Annotated in this window: 24 protein-coding genes; 22 read left to right on the top strand and 2 right to left on the bottom strand. The window is 40.5% G+C overall.

The genetic code is table 11. The annotated features are described in order from the left end of the window. Window positions 1-187 precede the first annotated feature (187 nt). Both I8748_RS01780 and I8748_RS01775 read left to right on the top strand, forming a co-directional pair. Window positions 188-757, top strand: a complete 570-nt coding sequence (locus I8748_RS01780; protein WP_198123188.1) for a Uma2 family endonuclease — start codon at window positions 188-190, stop codon at window positions 755-757. Window positions 758-990: 233 nt separating this feature from the next. Beyond that, a complete protein-coding gene (locus I8748_RS01775; RefSeq protein ID WP_198122970.1) occupies window positions 991-3,903 on the top strand; it encodes an eCIS core domain-containing protein in 2,913 nt (970 codons plus the stop codon). Window positions 3,904-4,119: 216 nt separating this feature from the next. Here the strand turns inward: I8748_RS01775 and I8748_RS01770 are convergent, their stop codons facing one another. Together I8748_RS01770 and I8748_RS01765 are read right to left on the bottom strand one after the other, a co-directional pair. After that, window positions 4,120-4,521, bottom strand: coding sequence for a helix-turn-helix domain-containing protein (locus I8748_RS01770; protein ID WP_198122969.1), 402 nt, complete (start codon window positions 4,519-4,521; stop codon window positions 4,120-4,122). Then, window positions 4,505-4,804 carry a type II toxin-antitoxin system HigB family toxin gene (locus I8748_RS01765; RefSeq protein WP_198122968.1) on the bottom strand — a complete coding sequence of 100 codons (300 nt, stop codon included), beginning with the start codon at window positions 4,802-4,804 and terminating at the stop codon, window positions 4,505-4,507. Before I8748_RS01765 ends, I8748_RS01770 begins: the two co-directional genes overlap by 17 nt. 233 nt (window positions 4,805-5,037) lie before the next feature. Here I8748_RS01765 and I8748_RS01760 point away from each other — a divergent pair, with 233 nt between their 5' ends. The 20 genes from I8748_RS01760 (at window position 5,038) to I8748_RS01665 (ending at window position 23,996) form a co-directional block, all read left to right on the top strand. Further along, entirely contained in the window at window positions 5,038-7,251 is a 2,214-nt protein-coding gene (locus I8748_RS01760; protein ID WP_198122967.1) for a substrate-binding domain-containing protein, read from the top strand. Window positions 7,252-7,393: 142 nt separating this feature from the next. Then, window positions 7,394-7,573, top strand: a complete 180-nt coding sequence (locus I8748_RS01755; protein WP_198122966.1) for a hypothetical protein — start codon at window positions 7,394-7,396, stop codon at window positions 7,571-7,573. Continuing rightward, window positions 7,573-8,076: a phage tail protein gene (locus I8748_RS01750; RefSeq protein ID WP_198122965.1), complete on the top strand. Its 504-nt coding sequence runs from the start codon at window positions 7,573-7,575 to the stop codon at window positions 8,074-8,076. Before I8748_RS01755 ends, I8748_RS01750 begins: the two co-directional genes overlap by 1 nt. 6 nt (window positions 8,077-8,082) lie before the next feature. After that, window positions 8,083-8,925: a hypothetical protein gene (locus I8748_RS01745; protein WP_198122964.1), complete on the top strand. Its 843-nt coding sequence runs from the start codon at window positions 8,083-8,085 to the stop codon at window positions 8,923-8,925. A 50-nt stretch (window positions 8,926-8,975) separates the two neighbouring features. Further along, a complete protein-coding gene (locus I8748_RS01740; RefSeq protein ID WP_198122963.1) occupies window positions 8,976-9,494 on the top strand; it encodes a CIS tube protein in 519 nt (172 codons plus the stop codon). A 142-nt stretch (window positions 9,495-9,636) separates the two neighbouring features. Beyond that, window positions 9,637-10,200, top strand: a complete 564-nt coding sequence (locus tag I8748_RS01735; protein WP_198122962.1) for a Uma2 family endonuclease — start codon at window positions 9,637-9,639, stop codon at window positions 10,198-10,200. After that, the gene (locus tag I8748_RS01730) at window positions 10,181-10,513 is read left to right on the top strand and encodes a hypothetical protein (protein WP_198122961.1); all 333 of its coding nucleotides are present in this window, start codon (window positions 10,181-10,183) and stop codon (window positions 10,511-10,513) included. Before I8748_RS01735 ends, I8748_RS01730 begins: the two co-directional genes overlap by 20 nt. 176 nt (window positions 10,514-10,689) lie before the next feature. Next, a complete protein-coding gene (locus I8748_RS01725) occupies window positions 10,690-11,115 on the top strand; it encodes a hypothetical protein (protein WP_198122960.1) in 426 nt (141 codons plus the stop codon). A 357-nt stretch (window positions 11,116-11,472) separates the two neighbouring features. Continuing rightward, entirely contained in the window at window positions 11,473-13,440 is a 1,968-nt protein-coding gene (locus I8748_RS01720; protein ID WP_198122959.1) for a VgrG-related protein, read from the top strand. Window positions 13,441-13,528: 88 nt separating this feature from the next. Next, window positions 13,529-13,816: a PAAR domain-containing protein gene (locus I8748_RS01715; protein WP_198122958.1), complete on the top strand. Its 288-nt coding sequence runs from the start codon at window positions 13,529-13,531 to the stop codon at window positions 13,814-13,816. Window positions 13,817-14,204: 388 nt separating this feature from the next. Next, entirely contained in the window at window positions 14,205-14,510 is a 306-nt protein-coding gene (gene ureA / locus I8748_RS01710; RefSeq protein WP_198122957.1) for an urease subunit gamma, read from the top strand. A gap of 399 nt (window positions 14,511-14,909) precedes the next feature. Beyond that, window positions 14,910-15,239, top strand: a complete 330-nt coding sequence (locus I8748_RS34890) for an urease subunit beta (protein ID WP_318781184.1) — start codon at window positions 14,910-14,912, stop codon at window positions 15,237-15,239. 2 nt (window positions 15,240-15,241) lie between these two features. After that, window positions 15,242-15,874 (top strand): urease accessory protein UreG, encoded by a 633-nt coding sequence (ureG, locus tag I8748_RS01700; protein WP_198122955.1) that lies wholly within the window; start codon window positions 15,242-15,244, stop codon window positions 15,872-15,874. 15 nt (window positions 15,875-15,889) lie between these two features. Beyond that, on the top strand, window positions 15,890-16,753 hold the full coding sequence (locus I8748_RS01695) for an urease accessory protein UreD (protein ID WP_198122954.1): 864 nt from the start codon (window positions 15,890-15,892) through the stop codon (window positions 16,751-16,753). Further along, a complete protein-coding gene (locus tag I8748_RS01690; protein ID WP_198122953.1) occupies window positions 16,750-17,274 on the top strand; it encodes an urease accessory protein UreE in 525 nt (174 codons plus the stop codon). Before I8748_RS01695 ends, I8748_RS01690 begins: the two co-directional genes overlap by 4 nt. Then, the gene (locus I8748_RS01685; protein WP_214662384.1) at window positions 17,271-17,972 is read left to right on the top strand and encodes an urease accessory protein UreF; all 702 of its coding nucleotides are present in this window, start codon (window positions 17,271-17,273) and stop codon (window positions 17,970-17,972) included. Before I8748_RS01690 ends, I8748_RS01685 begins: the two co-directional genes overlap by 4 nt. Before the next feature lie 136 nt (window positions 17,973-18,108). Beyond that, on the top strand, window positions 18,109-19,863 hold the full coding sequence (ureC, locus tag I8748_RS01680) for an urease subunit alpha (RefSeq protein ID WP_404800260.1): 1,755 nt from the start codon (window positions 18,109-18,111) through the stop codon (window positions 19,861-19,863). Window positions 19,864-20,175: 312 nt separating this feature from the next. Next, window positions 20,176-20,595, top strand: a complete 420-nt coding sequence (locus tag I8748_RS01675; protein ID WP_198122951.1) for a GPW/gp25 family protein — start codon at window positions 20,176-20,178, stop codon at window positions 20,593-20,595. Window positions 20,596-20,722: 127 nt separating this feature from the next. Further along, complete coding sequence (locus I8748_RS01670) at window positions 20,723-22,945, top strand: putative baseplate assembly protein (RefSeq protein ID WP_198122950.1); 2,223 nt, start codon at window positions 20,723-20,725, stop codon at window positions 22,943-22,945. 4 nt (window positions 22,946-22,949) lie between these two features. Then, complete coding sequence (locus I8748_RS01665) at window positions 22,950-23,996, top strand: phage tail protein (protein WP_198122949.1); 1,047 nt, start codon at window positions 22,950-22,952, stop codon at window positions 23,994-23,996. The last annotated feature ends 30 nt before the right edge of the window (window positions 23,997-24,026 follow it).

The raw sequence follows: 24,026 nt of genomic DNA, 5'->3' as shown, positions 1-24,026 counted from the left end.
TTCGATGAACCTCTCCCCAACCCCTCTCCGACGCGGAGAGGGGCTTTAAGATCCTTGGTAAAGAACAAAAAATCGAGCTTTTGAAGTCTTTTTTTTTGCAGCAAAGAGGAATGGAAGCGGGGTTTTTTAATTCCGTCGAACTCACGTACTGTTAGACTGAAAACACATGCTACAGGATTCAGGAGCTATGACTGGCGCTACTTCCCAAGTATTGACCTTAGAGGATTTTCTCAAGCTCCCAGAAACTAAGCCGGCAAGCGAATATATCAGTGGTGAGATTATCCAAAAGCCAATGCCTAAAGGGAAGCATAGCCGATTGCAACTGAGGCTCTGTAATAGTATTAATGATGCAGCGGAAAGCCAAAAGATTGCATATGCTTTTCCAGAGTTGCGTTGTAGTTTTGGTGTCCGCTCAATTGTGCCTGATGTAGCAGTTTTCTACTGGAGGCGTATTCCATTTGATGCTGATGGAGAACCGCCCAACGATTTTTTACTCTGCCCAGACTGGACAATTGAAATTCTCTCCCCAGAACAAAGTTGTAACCGAGTAATTGGCAATATTCTCTACTGCTTACAACATGGTTGCCAACTGGGTTGGTTAATCGATCCACAGGATCGCTCTATTTTGGTTTTCCGTCCAGGGCAACAACCAGAGTTATTTCAAGGTAGCGATCGCCTACCAATATTACAAGATATCAACCTTGATATTTCGGCAGATTTAGTTTTTAGTTGGCTCAAGATGGAAATACAGAAGTAACTTCTTATACTTTCTTAACTCTGAGTTCTCTGTGCCTCTGCGGTAGCCTGCGGCAAGCCGCTAGCGCGTCTACGTTAAAAAAATAAGTATTTTTCACCAGGTTAAAAATAATTCAGCGAGCGCCCACTTTAAATTCTGTGAATAATGGTGGCGATCGTTGGCAGATCTCCTTAATATGGTGCAAAATTTATTACCATCTTTTGCTGGACATCAACCGCTACTAAATTAAGTATATGTATAGCAGACAACACAGAACGGCTCAGACTTCTGCTAAATCCTCTGACACCCCAGTGTCTAATCAGTTTGCTCCACGCGGCTTTGTCGTCCAGCCCCAAGCAGAAGAAGTTACACAACAGCAAACACCAGATTTACAAACAGAATCAGCCAAAGAAAGACAGTTTAGTAGTGACTTTCTAGATATATCTGTATCTCCCAGAAATATTACCCCACCACTGCAACCTCGAATTCAGATGAAACTGACAATTGGTCAGCCAGGGGATAAGTATGAGCAAGAAGCGGATAGAGTAGCAAAGGATGTTGTGCAGCAAATTAATGCACCTGAGAGTCAAAATATTCAGCGTCAACAAAGACCAGAAAATAAAGAACTGCAAATAAAACCCCTCTTTGGTAAAATCCAGCGTGTGGAAATGCCAGAAGAAGGCGAACTGCGAATGAAGCCAATAGTGCAGCGTTTGTCTATTCACGATGGGATGGCTGCAACACCTGATTTAGAAGCATCGATTCAACGGGTACGGGGTAACGGACAGCCACTAGCGCAGAGTGCCCGCAAACCGATGGAACAGGCGTTTGGGGCTAACTTCAGCGGTGTAAAAATTCACACTGATTCTCAATCTGACCGATTGAATCAATCAATCCAAGCAAAGGCATTTACAACGGGACAGGATATGTTCTTTAGCCAGGGAGCCTATAACCCTGGAAGTCGTGGTGGACAAGAGTTAATTGCCCATGAGTTGACCCATGTGGTGCAGCAGAATGGAAGTACAGTGCAGCGAGCCATACAAACTCAAGACAAGTCAGCCATAACTCCCACTACCACAAATATCCAGAGGAAAATTGCTTTTGCTGGATTGAACACAAATGACAAATTATTATATACAAAATTTAAAGAAGCGCTAGACAAACACAAACAACTTTTGTCAGAACAAGATTCACAAACGATAAACGAAGCAATAACCGAAAAAAATTTATTTTTGGAAAAAATACGTTACATGGAACTAAGTCCAGAAGATTATGGCGAAATTAATCTGGACAATCCCCAACATTTGCTCTTTTTTATCAAAGATTATATCAAGTTCGACTTAAATGGCAAAACAAAGATAGAGGAAGAGCCACACAAGCAGAAAGAAGTTTGGAAAGAACAAAAGGAAAAGTTGCCCGAACCCTCACGTTATTTCAAGACTGCATTACTTGGCACAGGGCCTAGTATAGCTAATTATTTAAACGTTCATGGTCGTTCTCTAGACCCAGAAGAAACAGTAATTATTGGTAAAATCCAACCTTGGGACTCATCATCACCAGAAAGCCGAGGAATAGATTTTATTAACCACCCGATGCACATGACTTCTCCTGTACGCCATCAAACCAATCTACCCAAAGAATCATCTGGATCTGACGAAACATTTAAGGGAAACCCAGCAAAACTGACTGCTGATATTAACACAGTCATGGGACGTTTCAATAAACCAGTAAATACCACAATTAAGAAGGTTAGCAGAGATGAAAACAAATGGTATAAAATTGAGACTGATCAAGACGATTATTATGCTTTAAAGGTAATCTCAGGTTTGGGTATTGGCCCCCATAAATTTGATAATCTTAACGCCCTATCAAAGGAAATCACAACTGAAGAACATAAAGAAACTGAGAAAAAGCGGGTGATGGATCTCGATACCTTCCAACGACAACTCAAAGATCCTCAATCAGTGATCATGAAAGAATATAAAGAGTACCAAGATAAAGGACATACACTGATTATTGGTGTAGCTGGGCCGAACGCAGGAGTTGATGCTACGTGCGAAGCGACCGAACTGGGAATGGTTGTCGAATGGGTAGTGACTGGTGGGCCTGCTATTGCCGAGGGAATGGGTAATAAAATCAATAGGAAAGGCTTAGTAAATTTGTTTTTCGATTACTTAAAGGGATGGACAATTTCAGCAGCCGGATTCGTAAAAATGCAAATCTCTGGCAAGTGGAAAGCAGCAGAGCAACGAAAACAAGCAGGGGATAATTTTTTGAAGAATAATCCTGGTTGGGACGTATCAGAAGAGCAGGAAGTATTGGTGGATTATCTTGTCATAGCGCAGGGGCCTGATGTAGCAAAAGTTTGGGGTATTTTTGACGAAAGTGCTACCAAAGATTTAACACTGAAAGATGACAAACAAGGACGCTTTGGCGCTCCTGATAGTGAGGATTTTTGGCAAGGGTCAATTGAAACATCCCTGCGTTCCAGTAAGTACAATATCTATTGGGAAGGGATATATGAACGTGTGAAAACTATACTTGGTACTGACAAGGTTTTCACATGGCAAAAAACTAGGGACATTTTACTACAAGAAGCAATGAAGATACTGGAGGTAGAAGAGTTTGCAAATATTACTTTGCAAGAAAACGTAGCTATTGGGTTAGGTACTGAAGACGACTCTTTAGAGATCATTGGTGGGTCAGCAATCAGAATTTTAAACTACTTAGATAGTCAGAAAGATAGAAACAAAGTACCTGAGAAATTGAGAAATGCCAAGGTAGAAGAAAAAATGAAAAAGGTAACAGAAACCTTATCTTCGCCGACAATACTCAATAATGATCAGTTGACGCCTATTCGTAGTCAAGTGGAAGCAGAAGGAGACTATATGCCAGGTTATATCGGTACAGAAGAATCAAACTTTGTCACCGATGACCAAACTATGATTGCAGCGCAAATCGCCAGTTACTATGGAAATATACCCGCAGCTTTAGCGAATTGGGTAACACAAAAAATTATTCAAGACCGTCACCAAAAAGGCGTAAAACCAGGAACTATTCAAGGAAGTAGAGCTTTTGTTGATAGCTGGAAAAATAAACTTGAGGATCTACATAAGCTCTTCTCTCGTGAGAATATAGAGGCAGTGTCTAGTAAAAATAGCATTTAGAAATGATGAAGATAAGGTGGAGCATCCAAATTATGTTTTTACACATTTGGGATGCTCCCGATAAGGGAGTAACATCTACCTCATCTTGTTGATTATAATTACTACCTGTAAATGCAAGTTGGGATGAGTAGCGAAAAGTCTAATGCCTTTAATTAAAGAACCAGTGTAGGATGCGGCAGTAAAAGCGATCGCTCTCTAATTTATCACTGCGATCGCTTAATTCTCAAACAAACTAGCATCAACGTGAAAAAACTGCCCTAAAGCCTTAGCCATGTTTTGCGTAATTTCTTGTTTTCCATTCATGACTTGGGAAACTACTTCTCTTGAACCAAGAATTGCCACTAAGTCAGCAGCTTCTAAACTCCGAGCTTCCATTAGATGTAAGAGCATTGAATGCGGCGTTGCTTCTTGCATTGGATACTGTTCATCTTCATACTTTTCTATGAGAGTAATCAACAGTTCTAACAATGCTGACTCTTCCACAGTTCGGTTAACTTGATGAGAAAGTTCTTCTGCTAATGCAATTGCTTGCTGGTTTTCCTCTTCTGTTTTAATCACTTTTGGTTGATATTTAACCAGCAAACTTGCATAATTATCGCTGTTAAAAGTAAGGGTCATTTTTCCATTCGTCCTTATCGTATTCTGCGTGTGTCAAAATGTATTTGATATAAATTATTTGGTCATTGTAAACCAAATCAACTATTAGACGATATTTATTACCTTTGATATTAAAAACAGTCAAATTACCAACAGCTTCGGTCTGAGGATAAACGGCTTGTACCTCAGTAAGATTATTCCATGTAGCAATACTTGCAGCCTTATACCAGTTGTTAATTGCATCACAGGAATCAGCATGTTTTTGACAAAATTCACGCAGTTTTTTACGACTGATGACATGCATTCTGCTATTGATTAATTGATTTATAATTTGATGTTACTTCAAAGCGTGGCTGTCATTCAGTGCGATCGCGCCACAATCAGCCAGAAAGCCTTGATTTTGCTAGACTCAAAACATCTGACTGATGACTGTTGACTGTTGACTGATGATTAACTTTTTAGCGGAAAGTCTAATGGCTATAGCCAGAGATTCAGTGTAGGATGCGGCAATAAAAGCGATCGCTAAAGGTTTCAGTCGTGGTCAAGGAAACTGGCAAACACATAGTTCAAGAAGCTTGGCAACGAGAAGCTATCACTCAGCAGCCACCTGTTGCTTTGGGAGTTGATTTTATTTATAGAAAGTATCACTGTTCTGATGGTAATACTTTAGGCTGTGAATGGACGCAAAAAACATTAGAGCAAGATTCAACAGCCAAAAAATGCTTACAATGTGGTTTTCCCACCATTTTGCCCCTGAAAACAGAGTTTCGGGGGTATCGTGGTCGATATCGCATAGAAAGTTTTTTGGGACACCGGGGAATGGGGCGTTTGTATTTAGGTGTTCAGGTTGCAGATCAACAGTCAGTGGTAATTAAAGAATATCTACTGCCTAACATTTGTTTCAACCCACAGGAAACTAGAGACAGAAAACAACTTTTTGAACGTGTTGCAGGCTTGAGTCTCGCAGATGGCAGAATCCAAGATATGCGTTTGAATTTGCCTTGGGATGCAGTTGCAGATCCAATTGCAGAACGTTGCTATCTTGTGACTAACGGTAATCAAGATGCATATCCTACCCTCAGCACTTATCTTGCTACTAATGGTGCGATGACAGAGGGCGAAGTGCGTCGTTTTCTCAGCCAAGTTTTACAAACCTTGCAATTTCTCCACGGGCAAAAATTTAGCCTTCCTTCCGGTCAAGTCCAGCAAGGAATTGCACATGGCAATATTAGTCTTGATAGTCTACTGATTTTAGCAGATGATCAAGCATTTTTCATTTATGTGAGTGATTTAGCACTTTGGGAACGTTTGTTTGATTTGCCCACTACTAAAACGGTAATTCCTACATTTGCTCAAGACTTAGTAGATTTAGGACATGTTGCTTTTTATCTATTGGCAGGAAGTACTGTAAACTCATTTAATCATCAGCCCCTTGACCCCAAACAAGAACAGCATTGGACAAAAATTACACCTGCATTTAAAGCCTTTATTTTTAGACTTTTAGAGTTAGATAAACCTTTTGTTAGTGCTGAAGAAGCACGACAATTACTGTTACAACTGCCATCACTACCACCTAGGGAAGAGTTAGTAATTATAGGTAATAAAGAAAATGAAAAAATCAAATTATTTCGTCCTTATTTACTAATTTTAGGAATCCTTGGTTTAATATTGCTGGGTTCGTTGATTTGGTTTTTCATTCAAAAGTTTCAACGTCAAAAAGTTACATCTGAAAATGTGATAGTTTGCTGTTTGAAAGATGTACCTGCTGTTCCTCCAGGGAAATATACTTATTCTTTTGATAAAAACGGAACCTGGAGTTATATAAGAGGACAAAGCAATTTGATCTTACATAATAAAACCCTGGAACAAAAACTCAAAGATAGCCAACCAAAGTTAGAGTTAAATTATCAGTCAGAAGATTCAATTACAAAAGCAATTGAGCAAGTAAAATCAGGAAATAGTGATTTTGCTGTGACTAATTTAATTCAAAAAAATACTCCTGATTTAAGAAATCAAGAATTTGCCTATGATGGTTTAGTTGTATTTGTTGCTTTTAGTTATTCCAAACGAGACAACAGTCTGCCGAAAGCATTAAATGGCAAAATTAGCTTAGAGCAATTACGTGATTTATACACAGGAAAAATTACCAATTGGAAGCAGTTCAAAGGTGCTAATTTACCAGATTTACCAGTTAAACTTTACATACCAAATCAACAAGAAGCATTAGAAGTATTTGAAAAACGGGTACTTCAAGAAGCAAGTGCGATCGCTACTTTTAAAAGCTTACAGACTCAGCATCAACAAACAAACACGTATAGTAGTAGTCCAACTGTAGAAATCACTCAACTTCCCACATTGAAAATGCTACAACAAGTACTGCAAGATTTTGAAGAAAACGATATTGGTAGCATTGGTTTTGGCACACTAAGTCAAGTTTTTGGGCAGTGTTCTGCTTATCCTTTAGCTGTAGTAGATGGTCATAAATCTGCGGTACAAACTTTAATTCAAGATAACGGCAAGCCAATAGATCCCAATACAGATTTATGTGATGACAAAGGTAGCTACAACCCCAATATTCAAGTATTTCAAACAGGAAGTTATCCCCTAGGTTATCCAATAGTCGTAGTTTATCCAGGAGACAATAGTCGTCCTCCTATTGGGCAGAAATTTGCTGAGATGCTGAGAACAGAAGAAGCACAAAAATTGCTAGAGAAAGCTGGGTTAGTGCCACTACAAAAAATTAAAAATTAAACTGGTGACTAGGTACTGGGGATTAGGGACTGGGAGGATTGTTTATTAGCTTAGACTTTTGGCTAATAGTCTCTATATAGAGTGAGTTGATAAAATCATACCAATTTTATTAAAGTATAAAACTTATTGGTTAGTTGATTGTATGACTAATTCTAATGTCACCAAAAATAACCTGAAGGCAGTCTCAGAGATAGCAGCAAAAGTAATGCGCGATCGCCAACTGCTATTAATGCTCAGTGATCAGGTTTATGAATTAATGCTTGAAGATTTGCAACATCAAAGAGAACGTGGCACAAACTATGGTAGGAGATTAAATTCATAATGGCCAATTCTAGCCATGAATTAAACTATGTTACAGCCAATCGATTTTATGTAGAAATCGAAAGTAACATCAGTGCTTGTTTCACCGAGTGTCAAGGTTTAGGTGTGACTATAAAAACTGAAAAATTTTCTGAAGGTGGCGTTAATGACCAACAAAGAGTACTTTTAAATCAAGCAGAATTTTCAGATGTCACTCTTAAGCGAGGTATTACCAACGATTTAACATTCTGGAATTGGATTAGTAAAGTTTTAAGCAGTACCAAAGAACGCCGCAACGTTAATATTTTAGTTTTTAACCAAGCAGGCGAAACTATGCAGTGTTGGACGCTAATTGGTTCTGTTCCTATCTCATGGAAAGCACCAAGCTTAAGTGCAGATTCTAGTACAGTTGCTATTGAAGAATTGACTTTAACCTACGAAGGATTAAAAGTTGATAAAACCAGGTCTGGTGGTGCGTCAATTCTTTCAGGACGTGATGCTTTAGGATACTTTCCTAGTAATTAATACTATATGGCAACAGATTATAACGCCAATATTCCAAAAGAAGTAACAGCCCAAGATTTGAGTATGAAAAATTCATTGAATACTCAAAAACCTTTGGGTCATAAATTCATCAATCCTAAATTTTTGTCGCCATTAGGTACTAAATTATTATCAAATTTGGGTGATTCAGTTAATCGGACTTCAGTGGGTGCAGCCAATAAATCAACTACAAAGAATACAAATACCTCAATAAATACATCAGTTGTATCAGCAGAAACTACTGTTGTTCAGCCAAAAACAAAAACACAACATCAGAACCATCAAACAGAAATTCCTCAATTACCTACAGGTTTGCAAAAAATATCAACTCTCAGCCCGTTGGCTCAACAGTCTGATTTAATCACATCTACTTTTGCAAATCAAACAACTTCACGCAATTCATCTACTTCTATTTCAGTTTCTGCTTTTCCCCCTGTGCAGATGCGAAAAAAATCGGCAAAAGAACCACCAAATTCATGGTCTAGCATTGCTGAATTAGCTGATAAAATTACCAAAGTCGATCATAACCCAAGGGTAGTTGTACAACCTCTTAATTCTAAGCGATCGCACTACAGCCCCCAAGCAATACATTATCCAAAATCCAATAATTCCAGTCAAATTATCCAAACATCTTCTAGTCCTTCTAGTTCTACATCAGTACAGAACATAGAAGACAGTCAGAACGAAGTCACTATTACTCATGAAACCTCACAAGAGGAATACGAAAATTTAGAACTTTTAGCCAAAGAAATCTATAAAATGCTTCAACAGCGGTTAAAAATAGAGCAAGAACGGCGAGGTAAAAATTATTTAGGTCGCTTACCTTGGTAAAAGCTATTTTTTAATTGGCAAAATTACATTTAAATTTATCAAAATTAATTATGACAACTAATCTAGTTAAAGCCAAACTAATTGCCCTAGAAGGAGCAGCACCAGATATTGAGTTTATGTTCAACCCTACTCAGTTAGACTTCTCACGGCAATTTACTGTTAATAAAGAAGGTGCTGCTCGTACAGATAAAGGATTGCCTAAAGTCAGTTTTGCTTATCCAGAACCTTGTAGCTTGACAATTAGCAACATTATACTTGATACCTATGAAGCTGGTAGCAGCGTCCTCACACACATTAAAAATTTTGAGAAAGCTGTTAGCTTCGCCGAATCAGGATCAGGTGCAAAAAAACGTCCACCAGTTTATATATTTACCTGGGGCGCTCAACAATATCTGCGTTGTTTCGTCAAAACCCTTAACTACAGTTTGACTATGTTTTTGCCTGATGGTACCCCAGTACGGGCGAAAGTTAGCTTAACTTTAGAAGAAGTAGATGAATCTTTTTCCCAACCAAGTATGAGTACTCCTACCAGCGTCAACCGTACAGGTGGTGGTCGATCCTCCAAATAGGCAAGGTTAATTCATAATAACTCATAGCGTTTTACTTTAAAGTTGATACATTTAGGCAAGCAGAGGGGCAGGGGGGCAGGGGAGAAATTATTTGTATCATTAATTTAGTGAAATAGTATTACCCCTGTTAAGGAAATTTTAAATGGTACAGATTCCTGCTCAATCCTTAACTTTAAACGAATTCCTCAAGCTGCCAGAAACGCAACCTCCCAGCGAATATATTGATGGGCGTGTTATCAAAAAACCGATGCCACAAGGAGAACATAGCGTCATTCAAACTGAGTTAGCACCTGCAATTAACTTAGTTGTAAAACCCAAACAAATTGCAAGGGCTTTCTGTGAACTTCGCTGTACTTTTGGTGGACGCTCAATTGTAACTGACATTTCTGTGTTTTTGTGGGAAAGAATCCCGCGTAAAGAAAATGGAGGGGTTGCTAACATCTTCGCAATTGCCCCAGATTGGACAATTGAAATTTTATCTCCTGACCAAAATCAAACTAAAGTTACTAAAAATATTTTGCATTGTCTCAAGTATGAAACTCAGATGGGTTGGTTAATTGACCCAGAGGAAGAATCTGTGTTTGTTTACTTGCCAGATCAACCAACTACTTTTTACGATGAACCAGAAACACGTTTACCAGTGCCAGAATTTGCCAAAGATTTTAACCTGACTGTAGCAGACTTGTTTGGCTGGTTGCAAGAGTAAGTTATGTTTTGGGCGATCGCTCTTACTGTTAACGATTGAACTAATCTGTTCTGAGCAACTTTTGATTTTAGTAAGCAAAAAGGCATATTGGCTTCTCAATATCAGCGATCGCCTTCTCATTTCAGTAAAACGCGCAGGCAAAAAGGCATATTGGCTTCTCAATATTAGCGATCGCCTACTCATTTCGGTAGATCACGCACTCATTTCAGTAAAACGCGCAGGCAAAAAGGCATATTGGCTTCTCAGTATTAGCGATCACCTACTCATTTCGGTAGATCACGCACTCATTTCAGTAGAACGCGCAGGTAAATAGGTAACTTGTTTTCAAATTTACCTGATTGCTAACTCATTTCAGTAATTCCTGCACTGATAACAACTGTTAGGCTTGTAGCAAAAACCGTTGCAGATTTGCCAAAATTCTCTCAAGCCGATCAATACGGAAGTTTCTTAAGGTAAAGAATATTAGTCGTATATTACAAGGTGTATATCATGGCCCGCCAAAAAAGAACTTCTAAAGTATTAGAAAAAGCAGTACGCCGTGCTGCTGGTATCAAGTCCATCGATCCAAATTTAGATTTAGACAGCGGACTCACCCTAACTGCCTTCTCAACTCTAATTGAGACGATGCGAAGCAAAGAGAATACATACAACACAGCCCTTTCCAGCTTAGATAAATTTTATCGTGAAATGCTAGAAACAGAACGCCAATTGGCAGATATGGCAGAACACATGCTATTGGCAGTTGCAACTCGATATGGCAAAAGCAGTGTAGAGTATGGCATGGCGGGAGGAGTTCCAAAAAACCAGCGCCACAAGGGACTGCGAGGCGAATCACCAACTTCCAGTTCACAGCAACCCTCATTAACTTCCAGTGTGGACAGCAACGGAAATGGAAATAAACCAGCAACAATATAATATGTGTTACATTACTCAAAATTTTGTCAAGTCTATATAAACGTGAGTTTGATAGATTTAAAAGACCCCTCTCCAAACCTCTACCCTAAAATGAGAGAGGCTTAAAAGGTTGTTTTTTATTCTTTACCTAGAATATTAAAGCCCCTCTCCGCGTCGGAGAGGGGTTGGGGAGAGGTTCATCCAACTCACGTCAATTTACAACTAACAGCACAACAAGTTTTTGCAGCTAGGCAAACTTCAGTATAAAACGTTGCACACCCGCACCCCTGCACCCCTGCTCTATTAATTCGACCTTTGGGGAATAGGACACAATCACATATCCTAATAGGCTATTGTCAATCAACTCTTAGGATATGTATGCCCGCAGTCCGTTACATACCCGAACCGCTGTTACAAATTGATGGTGCTAATGCTTCCACTGATTTGCTCAACGACATTTTGCAAATTTCCGTAGAAGAAAGCCTTCATCTACCGGGAATGTTCACCCTGGTAATCAAAAACGATTATTTTCCCGGACGCACAGAAGACGAAACTTGGCGACACCAAAGCTTATTTGCAATTGGTAAGAAAATTAAAATTGGTTTCGTCTCCAGTACGACGGAAAACGTAGACTTTGAAACTGCGGAACAGGAATATGTATTAGATGGAGAAATTACAGCCATAGAAACTGAGTTTACTGAAAAGTCTCAGGCTCCTATCATCATTCGTGGTTATGATATTTCTCATCGTCTGCATCGGGGACGTTATAATCGCTCATTCCAAAATATGAATGATAGCGACATCGTAAATCAGATTGCAAAAGAAACAGGAATTGCTACTGGCACAATTACTTCTACCAGCATTATTCACGATTACGTCTTTCAAGAAAATCAGACTAACATGGAGTTCTTGCGAGAAAGAGCAGCCCGCTTAGGCTTTGAGTTGTATGTTCAAGATGACAAACTCAACTTTCGCCAGCCGACAAAAGACCAAACCTTGAGTCTCAAATGGCTGGAAGACATACACAACTTCCGCGTCCGAGTTACCAGTGCTGAACAAGTGAGTTCTGTAGAAGTGCGCGGTTGGGACTACACTACAAAGCAACCAATTGTCTCTACAGCATCAACAGAACAAGTAATTACTACCACAGCAAACGGCACAGGTAGTAAAACCAGCACTAAGTTTAGCATCCAGCCAAAGATGATTGTAGTGGATCAGCCAGTGTTCAGCGCCAACGAAGCTCAAAAAATAGCTCAAGCTTTGTGTAATGAACTTGGCGGAGAATTTGTCTATGCTGATGCCAAAGGCGAAGGAAATCCCAACATCAGACCGGGAAGGGTAGTAAAGCTCACAGACATGGGCAATTACAGCGGTAGCTACTACGTCACTGAAACTCGTCACTTATTCCACGAAAGAATTTATACTACAGAATTCAGTGTACGCGGCTTACGCTCTAGTGACCTTTTAGGTAGTCTATCACCCCAAACCCATCTGCAACCAGGACAAACTTTATTAGTAGGAATTGTTAGTAATAACAAAGACCCAAAAGGTTGGGGTCGTGTGAGAGTAAAATTTCCTACCTTGACAGAAGAGCATGAGAGCAACTGGGCTAGAGTAGTGAGTATAGGAGCAGGCCCAGGTAGAGGGTTTGATTGTTTACCAGAAATCAACGATGAGGTATTAGTAGCCTTTGAACACGGCGATATCCATCGCCCTTATGTCATTGGTGGTGTATGGAACGGCACAGATGCACCACCGGAAAATGTCAATGATACTGTTGTTGACGGTAAAGTGCGCCTACGAACTTTTAAAACCCGTGTAGGACATAAACTACAGTTTGTGGAAGAAGATAAAGGTACTAAAAAAGGTGTTTATGTTCAAACTACAGACGGTCATAATTTTCGACTGAATGACAGTGAACAGTTTGCCGAATTAGAAACTACTGGCGGTCACAAATTTCGTTGTGATGATAGTAATAAAACTATTAGCTTAACTTCAACGGGTGACATGACAGTTAAATCAGGAACAACTGGAACAACTAACAAAATTAGTGTTAACGGTGGCGAAATTGCCTTGACCGCAACTCAAAAAATTACTTTAACTGTAGGGGGTACTAGTATAGAACTAACTCCGAGCGGTATTACGATGAGAACTACAGGAACAGTTAGCGTACAAGCTAGTAGTTCAATAAGTGTTCAATCTGCTGGTTCCTTGAGTGTAAATTCTGGTGCTTCCATTAGTGCTAGTGCTGGTGCTTCAATTAGTGCAAATGCTGGCGCTACAGTTAGCATTAATGGTGCCGCTACGGTAGGTATTATGGGGGGTATAATTCGGCTAAATTGTTAGTTGTCATTCTCCCAATTCCCAATTCCCAATTCCCAATTCCCAATTCCCAATTCCCAATTCCCAATTCCCGATTCCCTAATTAATTTTTATGTTTCCAGCAGCACGACTTACCGATTTAACTGTGACAGGCGATCCAATTACTGCGCCAGGTGTACCAAATGTGTTGATTTCAGGTTTACCCGCAGCTTGTGTTGGCGACTTTGTGGCGGGGCCAGTTGTGACTGGTAGCATTGTTATGGGTTCTTTTACAGTTTTGATAGGTGGACGACCAGCAGCGCGGGTGACTTCTCAAGTGGCTGGAGCTAATACTGTCACTGGTGTACCATTAACTACTGTTATAGGAATAGGCGCACCAACTGTATTAATTGGTGGCTGATGATTGTCATCGGTCAATAAGTAGCCATCATGAACTGCTTACACTCAGACGAATAAAAATCTACTTTGCTAATTCATTGACTTTTACTCAGCACTCAAATGTAGGGTGCGTTGTCGCACAGCGCAACGCACCTTGAATTGTTGATGGCGCGTTAGCCTACGGCATAACGCACCTAGACTGACTGTTAAAACTTTAAAGAATATAAAATATTATTAATTTCTATTAGGTATAACAAACTTGTAAGTACAAAAAGCATGTTAACGAGAAAAAGTAGATTAATTTGTATAAAGTACTTGAATCAAAGATAGTTCGTCTACTGTAAATTGATGTGTTGGCTAGATAATCACTCAAACTCATAAATAGCCAGGCTAAACATAGGATAGCTTTTATGCAATTGTCACCTCAAGAAAAAGATAAACTGCTAATTTTTACAGCAGCTTTGGTAGCAGAAAGACGCAAGGAAAAAGGTTTAAAGCTCAATTACCCTGAAGCAGTGGCTTATATCTCTGCTGCTATCTTAGAAGGCGCAAGAGAAGGAAAAACTGTCAGTCAACTCATGAGTGAGGGTACAGAGATTTTAAGAAAGGATGATGTCATGGATGGTATAGCAGAAATGATCCATGAAGTCCAAGTAGAAGCAACTTTTCCTGATGGCACAAAATTAGTAACGGTACATAATCCAATTCACGAATGATTTATTAGTGGGGAGTAGGGAGTAGGGAAGAAAAATTTTGAGGTTTAGTTGTAGGTTTTTCTTATGATTGGCTGATTTAAAGTTTGTACTTGACAATAGGGAAACTTATTAATGTATACAAGTAATCAAGTTGTGATTTATGATGGTGCAAACTATCAAGGCAATAACAAAGAACTTGGAGAGGGCGAATATAACATTTATGAGTTGGGCATTGGTGATAATCAATTATCTTCCTTAACAGTGCCAGCAGGGTTCAAAGTTATTGTATATGAATACGAGGATTTTCGAGGACGGAGTAAAACCTTTACTAGCAACGTACCCGATCTGAATGTTATTCAAGTTGAAGGTAAAAGTTTTGATAACAACGCTTCTTCAATTAAAGTTGAAAAAATTGCAAATATTCCTGGTCAAATAATCATTACTAAAGCAGAACCGCTGGAACTAAATGCAGGACGAAAAATTACTAAAATTAGAGTAAGTAATCAAGGCGATCGCCCGATTCAAGTAGGCTCTCATTTTCACTTTTTTGAAGTTAATAATGGCTATCAAGAAAAGAAAGGGTTAGAGTTTGACCGCGAACAAGCATATGGTAAACGTTTAAATATTCCCGCAGGAACAGCCATTAGATTTGAACCAGGAGATACAAAAGAAGTAGAATTAATTCCCTTTGTTGGAAAGCGTGAAATTTATGGTTTCAATGGATTAGTTAATAAACCGTTAGGAAATTAATTATGCCAAAATCAGCAGCAAGACTGGGAATTGGGGGGCCAGTGGGCAGTGGAAAAACTGCTTTAATAGAGTGTATTGTCCCCAAATTAATGAATCAAGGCATTGAAGTAGCAGTGGTCACCAATGACTTACTCACTACCGAAGATGCAGATAGACTTAAAAATCGCGGGTTTTTACCTCCAGAAAGAATTATCGGAGTAGAAACAGGTAGCTGTCCCCATACAGCAATTCGAGAAGACCCGACGATGAATCTTTTAGCAGTGAAAGATTTTGAGTTACTAATTCCCCAATTAGACTTAATCTTAATTGAAAGTGGAGGTGATAATCTTGCTTCTACCTTTAGCTACGATTTAGTAGATTCTTACATATTTGTCATTGATGTAGGCGCAGGTGATGATATTCCCCGCAAAAATGGCCCTGGCTTTGTACAAGCTGACTTAGTAGTAATCAATAAAATTGATATTGCCCCTTATGTTGGTGCTAATTTAGATTTAATTCGTTACGAAGCGCCAATATATCGACGAGGTAAACCTATTGTTTATAGTAATTGCAAAACGGGTGAAGGTTTGGACGAAGTAGTTGATTTTATTTTGGATACAGTGCTTTTCCGTAGTGCTGCAACAATTAGAAGCTGAAATTTGGGTTTGATTGTGTTAACTTCGCCAATAGAGACTATTCAACGCACTAATAACTTAGAGTTAAAACTGAAGTGCGATCGCTTGGGTCAAACCATCATCAGCCATCAGTATACAGCTTACCCTTTGCGGGTATCTCCTGTGTTTCGTTTCGATGATGCTGATTCTGACCGCGCCTACCTCTATATAATGACAACATCCCCAGGTTTACTTGCTGGAGATCAGTTAAATATATCTTTACAATTAGCAGCGAATACTAGCCTTTATCTAACTGACCAAGCTGCTACTAAAGTGCATTCTATGCCGATAGCAGACTCAAAAGCTACTACCAATTATGAAATTGAAATTGGCGAAAAAGCTACTTTAGAATTTGTCCCAGAACCTTTAATTTTATTTGCTGATGCAACTTTAGAACAAACTACAAATATCAAGATTCATCCTACTGCAAAACTGTTTTTCAGCGAAATCATTTTACCAGGAAGGCTTGCAAGGGGAGAAATTTACCAGTTTAACCATTATTTTAATCGTTTACAAGTGACTTCTACCACTGGAGAACTATGGTTGATTGATGCTATGCATTTAGAAGGTAAACTTAATCCCTTTACCAATAGTCAACTATTTGTTTCTTCATCTGTTATCGGTAATTTACTTATCCTTTTACCAGATACAAACCTTAAATTATTGAGTGAAAGTGTAGAAAATCTAGAAGCAGGTAACTGTGATGGCGTGACTGTAGCAAGCTCAATCTTACCAAAAAATAGAGGACTAGTAATTAGAGTCATAGCTAGTGGAACTCATGAAATCAAAACTTATTTTAAATATGCTTTAAACTGCGTGCGTCGCAGTTGTCATCAACCTCTTTTACCCAATGAATTATGACTGAACTAGCACAAATTTACTTGGGAAATTCTCTTGAAAATGTCAGCTTATCTGAACGGATAGAAAAAGCACGTTCTTCAGCACTTTTTTTAGAAGTTCATATCAGTCAAACTGATAACCGTAAAGGCCGAATACACACTCACAGCACCACTGGTATAGCAGTAGGAATTGTCAAGAATCGGGATTGGTCGTTACGAGAAGGAGATGTTTTAGAAACAGAACAAGGAAAATTATTGTTAATTCATCTGCAAGACGAAAAAGTAATGGTACTGACTTTTACTCAACCAGTTACGCAACACCCCATCAAATTAATTCATTTGGGTCACGTCTTGGGAAATCACCATTGGCCGATTATTTTACAAAATAATAAACTCTACGTTCAACTAGTAGCAGATGTAGAAGTCATAGAATCGACTATCCATAATTTTAAAATTCCCGGCTTAAAAATTGACTACGAACTGCACTCAGCCCAAAGACATCTCGACTTTTCTCAACACCATCATCACGAGCATCACTCATGATAATTGGATCTGCGATCGCTCCACAACTGGCCTTAATGCAGTTGTCTGATTCTTTCTTCCCCTCTGGCTCATTTACCCTTTCTCACGGGCTAGAATCTTTAGTACAAGAAAAGCAACTAACTTCTTCAGAAGACTTGCAAACTTTTCTGAAGTTACTATTACGTAATAAAGTAGCAGTTACAGATACAGTAGCACTCATCCACGCCTATCGGGGAAGTGCAATTGATGACTTAGACGCAGTACGCCTTGCAGATGCTCAATTATTTGCTCAAACTTTAGTAGAGAAAACCCGCGAAACCCAACGCAAAAGCGGACGCGCTTTATTAATGGTAGCTAGTTCAACATGGCAAGATGTGCAATTAAATTCTCTTAATGAAGATGCTACTACAGGTAAAATTCACTGCTTACATCCAATTATATTTGGCGTAGTTGGTAGGGTAGCAATGTTGAGCGAACAGCATACAGTTTTGGCTTTTTTACATAGCTTTATTACTGGTTTATTAGGTGCAGCCATTCGTTTAAGTATTGTAGGACATATACAAGCACAACAAATTTTATTGCAACTAGCACCAGAAATTGAAAAAGCCTATCACACAGCTGCATCCATGAATTTAAATCAAATGTGGTCTTGTACCCCTGCAATTGATATCGCGCAAATGCGACATCAAAGATTGACTCACAGATTATTTGCTAGCTAAGCAGGGGAGATGGGGAGATGGGGAGCAGGGGAGCAGGGGAGAAATAACTAATAACAATGCTCCATTCCCAATTCCCAATTCTCCTTCCCCTTGTTCCTTCTTCTTCCCCTTCCTTTAAAAAAACATGAGTAACTATATCAACCGACGAGAATATATCAATACCTTTGGCCCTACGATTGGCGATCGCGTCCGTCTTGCTGACACAGACTTGTTTATTGAAGTCGAACAGGATTATACTACTTACGGTGGTACTTTGTACGGTGAAGAAGTTAAGTTTGGCGGTGGTAAAGTAATTAGGGATGGTATGGGACAATCGCCCATCACCAAAGACCAAAGCCCCAATGTTGCAGATGTCGTAATTACCAACGCTTTAATTCTCGATTGGACGGGCATTATTAAAGCAGATGTCGGCATTCGAGATGGGATAATTTTCAAAATTGGTAAAGCAGGTAATCCCTACATTCAAGATATTCCCGAAGAACCCAACGACCCGGAAAATAGAGGTATTATCATTGGCCCTGGTACGGAAATCATCGCCGGCGAAGGTAAAATTCTCACCGCTGGGGGAATTGATACACACATCCATTTTATTTGTCCACAGCAAATTGAAACAGCAATAGCTTCTGGTATTACTACCATGATTGGTGGCGGTACTGGTTCCGCTACTGGTACTCTCGCCACAACTTGCACCCCAGGCCCTTGGAATATTCACCGCATGTTACAAGCGGTTGATGACTTCCCAATTAATATTGGTTTGTTGGGCAAAGGCAATAGTAGCAAACCAGAAGGATTAATAGAACAAGTTGCTGCTGGTGTCATCGGTTTAAAGTTGCATGAAGACTGGGGAAGTACCCCCGATGCTATTGATAATTGTCTTCGTGTTGCAGATCAATATGATGTACAAGTCGCAATTCACACCGACTCCCTCAATGAAGCAGGTTTTGTCGAAAATACCATTGCTGCTTTTAAAAACCGGGTAATTCACACTTTCCACACAGAAGGCGCAGGTGGTGGACATGCGCCTGATATCCTGAAAGTTTGTAGTTTAAGTCATGTTTTACCCGCTTCTACTAATCCCACCCGTCCGTATACAATTAATACCTTTGACGAACATCTTGATATGTTGATGGTGTGTCACCACCTAGATAAAAACATTCGTGAAGATGTCAAATTTGCCGAATCGAGAATCCGTAAAGAAACGATCGCAGCTGAAGATATTTTGCATGATATGGGCATTATCAGCATTATGTCTTCTGACTCTCAAGCTATGGGAAGAGTAGGCGAGGTGATTACTCGCACTTGGCAAACTGCCCATAAAATGAAAATCCAAAAGGGATTGTTGCCATCTGTTAGCGATCGCTACCAAACCCATGATAATTTTAGAGCAAAACGCTACATTGCTAAATACACCATTAACCCTGCGATCGCTCATGGCGTTGCAGATTATATCGGTTCAGTGGAAGTCGGTAAAATAGCAGATTTGTGTTTGTGGAAACCAGCATTTTTTGGTGTGAAACCGGATACTGTAATTAAAGGAGGAATGATTGCTTGGTCGCAAATGGGTGATCCAAATGCGAGTATCTCCACCCCAGAACCAGTTCATATGCGTCCCATGTTTGGCAGTTTTGGCGGTGCAATAGCAGCAACTTCTGTTACTTTTATTTCTCAAACAGCTTTAGAACAAGATATACCTAAAAGATTAGGTTTAAAAACTCGCACGCTAGCAGTTTCTAAAACTCGTGAATTAACAAAAGCAGATATGAAACACAATGATGTGATTTTACCAATCGAAGTTGATCCAGAAACTTTTGATGTCAGGGTAAATGGGAAATTGTTAACTTGTGAACCTGCTACATCTTTACCGATGACACAGCGTTATTTCTTGTTTTGATTTATCGGTGTTGTTGATTAAAAATATTAATTTGCCTCACGCAAAGGCGCAAAGGCGCAAAGTTATAGCAAAATGCTGAGTGCGGAGTGCTGAGTATAAACCGAGTTATTTCAAGGCTTTGAGCAATCAATATTGTCCTGACACATCTGGCTACAGCTATACAAAGAAAAAGAGCAATACTTAAATTCTTATTCTCTGTGTCTCTGCGCCTGGTGCGTGCAAAATTCTAGTTCTTGGAACTCGACTTTTGGCGAATAGTTTTGCTGTGGACATGAGCATAAAGTAGCGTCAGTTCGTCAAAATTTACCTACCATGCCGGAACTCAATCAAAATCAACACCTGGGTACAGGCTGGTCTTTTCCGCTACGAGTGAACGTACAGGGAGGTCTACAACTCAGTACAAAAGAACGGAATATTGAAGAGTCGATGCTGCTGATTTTGCGTACCGATTTAGGTGAACGGGTGTATCGTCCTAATTTTGGTTCGCGCTTATCTGCGTTGACCTTTGCACCAATGAATACCCAAACTCTACTGCTTTTACGGCTACATGTGCAAGAAGCTTTAGAAATGTGGGAACCGCGCATCATCCTAGATGCAGTACGTACCGACCCCGATCCGTTGCGAGGTCGGGTAGATATTATCATCGAATACCATCCCAAAGACTCCCACGACTCTCGGAGTTTAGTCTTTCCCTTCTACCTCAACGGCGTTGAAAGCGAGGTGGGGGGATGAGGGAGATAATTTTTAACTCCTAACTCCCAACTCCTAACTCTTAACTCCCAACTTCCAACTCTTAACTCCTAACTCCCAACTCAGCACTCAGCACTCAGCACTCAGCACTCAGCACTTAATAAAAACTGTGGAATTTGATTTTTTACCAAAATTACCAAAATCTAATCTGGACGATCGCACTTTTAAAGATTTAGTAGATGAGTGTATTCTACGGATTCCCCGCTATTGTCCAGAATGGACTAATTATAACCCCAGTGATCCAGGTATCACGCTGATTGAGCTATTCGCCTGGTTGACTGACCAAATGCTGCTACGGTTCAACCAAGTTCCGCAGCGGAATTATATTACTTTTTTAGAGTTGCTGGGGGTGCGGTTGCAAGCACCTGCACCCGCCGTTGCTGATATTACTTTTTATCTCAGTGCTGCTTTACCTGATACCTACACAATTCCTGTGGGGGTGGAGGTAGCAACGGTACGAACGGAAACAGAAGAAGCGATCGCTTTTAGTACAGATCGCCCTTTAATTATTGATAAACCCCGGATTCGTCACTTTCTCTCATCCCAAACCGCAGACACAACACCAGAAATTTTACGCGATCGCTTTACTAATTTGTGGACTATGCGTTCTGATGGTGAATGGTACGGTAGGGAACTTGCATTTTTTGACGAACAACCCCAACCAGGAAACTGTTTTTATTTGGTAATTGATAGCGAGTGTCAGTGCGAGGGTAATGTTTTAGCACTGCAATTGAAGGGAGAAGCCGCCACCGCAACAGGTATTAATCCCGATGTTCCGCCGCGACGCTGGGAAGCTTGGAATGGTTTGCAATGGGAGTCAATTCTGCTGCAAGAATCTGACGATAGTACTAAGGGTTTCAGTTTTAGCGAATTGGCTAGACAAGGTATTAATCCTCTCCAAGGTGCTGATGTGGTCTTGCATCTACCGCAATCTTGGCCTGTGACTACCTTTACAGCTTATCAAGGACGTTGGTTACGCTGCGTTTACACCCCACCCCAACCTAATCAACCGGGATATAGCAGTTCTCCTAAAATTATTGGTTTGGCTATCAGATCCATTGGTGGTACTGTAGGCGCTAGTCAAAGCGAACTGATTCTGAATGAAATTCTAGGGGAAAGTGACGGGACACCCGGCCAAACTTTTCAACTGCAAGGGGTTCCGGTTTTAAATCGTCGTGAAGATGAATATTTGCTAATTTCACCGCCTGGAGGAATTCCCCAAAGATGGCAAGAAGTCACGGATTTTGCCAATTCTAATCCTCAAGATTTGCACTATACCATAGATTCCCGCACAGGTACAGTGCAATTTGGCCCAGTGATTCGAGAACCCGCTCAACTTCAGCAGCAAACAAATATTAGGAGGGGCATGGGGAATGGGGCATGGGGCATGGAGAATATAAATCTTTCCCCAATCCCTAATCCCCAATCCCTAATCCCTAATCTCCAAGAGTTGGAGCGACAATATGGTGCTGTACCACCGCGGGGTTCGGTGATTCGGATGGTGGCTTATCGCACTGGTGGAGGACGTAAGGGGAATGTGCAACGAGGGACAATTACCGTTGCGAAAACGGCTGTTCCTTATGTTGCCAGATTAGTCAACCATACACCAGCCCGTAACGGTTCAGATGCAGAATCATTGGAAGATGCGGTGATTCGCGTGCCGGCAATGTTACGTACCCGTGATCGCGCCGTGACGCCGGAAGATTTTGAAGTGCTGACTCTACAAGCGGGGATGGGGGCTGTCACCCGTGTGCGTTGCTTACCACCCACATCTAACAAAGAAGCCGGGACAGTGCGGTTATTAGTTGTACCTGCTGCAAATACAGATAGTATTGCTCGTGGTGAAGGTATTGAACCAGAACTGTTGAGCCTCAGCCCCCAACTACGCGACCAAATTCTTGCTTACTTAGACGAACGGCGGTTACTGGGAGTCCAAGTCAGGCTGCAAGCACCGGAATATGTAGGTGTAACAGTGCAAACAGAAGTAGCACTAGAACCAGAGTATAACAACACCCTCGCCCGACAAGAAATTTTAGGGAAATTGCGAGTCGCCCTCTACCGCTTTCTCAACCCCATCACTGGCGGACAAGATGGTAGAGGCTGGCCCTTTGGACGCCCTGTATATCCTTCAGATATTGTCAATTTATTTCAGCAATTTCCCGCTGTGCGGTACTTAGGAGTAGTGCAACTTTTTGAACTGCGGTATACAGGTCAAACTTGGGTGCGATCGCTTCCTCAAAATCCAGTGATAGATCCTGGGCCTCTGGGTTTAATTTGTTCTTGGCAAAACACTCGTTTACGTTCCGGTCATGTTGTTAATTTAATTCAATAAGTTTATGACTAGTCAAATCCTGCACCTGCAACTTACAGCAATGCAATTATCCGACGCGATGCAGCCATCAGCGGTAGGTAAAGGTGTAAGTGATTTTCGGCAAACAGCGCTTAGTATTCAAGACTCAGTACGCGCTGGTTGTGATGTGCTGATTCATCCCCAAGAACCGAGTGAAATAGTGTTGCAGCTAGAAAACATCGGTAGTCGCAACCTGCGTCTAAACGTGCGAATCGAGGGTAACTTTCCCTCCGAATGGTGTCGCATTGGTATGGAAGGCTATGACCTGGCACCGCGATCGCGCATGGATGCAGTATTGTATTTCCAAGTACCAGCAGATTTCTTTGAAAATCAAGCACCTTTGGAACCAGGACAATCTTTGGTGCTGGATTATCACAGCTTGATTTATGTTTACTATACAGAGGAGGATACCGGCAGACAATTAGTTGAAACCGCAGGCGTAAATTTGTATGTTCGTCCCCGCAGTTTATATTTAAATTTTGTACCTGCCCTTTATCGAGAAGTAGACTTTATTGGTCGCTTCTTAAAGATTTTTGAGCAAGCTTTTGAACCCGCAGTCCAGACATTAGATGTACTTTGGGCTTACTTAGACCCCATGACTGCACCCCAAGCCATGTTACCTTTTCTCGCCCATTGGGTAGCTTGGCCAATAGACCGCCGCTGGACTTTAGAACGCCAACGTTTTTTAATTCGTTCCGCTGTTGAACTTTACCGCTGGCGCGGTACAAGGCGGGGTTTGCGCTTGTACATACATCTTTATACAGACTTACCTTTAGATGACCATATAATTGCTGAAAAAGATAAACACATTTGTATAGAAGAAATCCGTGGTCAGGGCTTAGTTTTAGGCAACACACGCTTAGGTGAAGACGCCATGCTAGGCGGCGGGCGACCGTATCATTTTATCGTGCGCCTGCGTTGCGATCGCCCAAATCAAGTAGACGAACAACTAGTACGTCACATCATCGACCAAGAAAAACCAGCTTTCTGCACCTATGAACTTTATGTAGAAGAGTTAGGAGTTAGGAGTTAGGAGTTAGGAGTTAGTTGTCAGTTGTTAGTT

It is taken from the genome of Amazonocrinis nigriterrae CENA67, from assembly GCF_016056305.1.
Taxonomy (GTDB): domain Bacteria; phylum Cyanobacteriota; class Cyanobacteriia; order Cyanobacteriales; family Nostocaceae; genus Amazonocrinis; species Amazonocrinis nigriterrae.
This window is presented reverse-complemented; position numbering and strand designations above follow the sequence as displayed.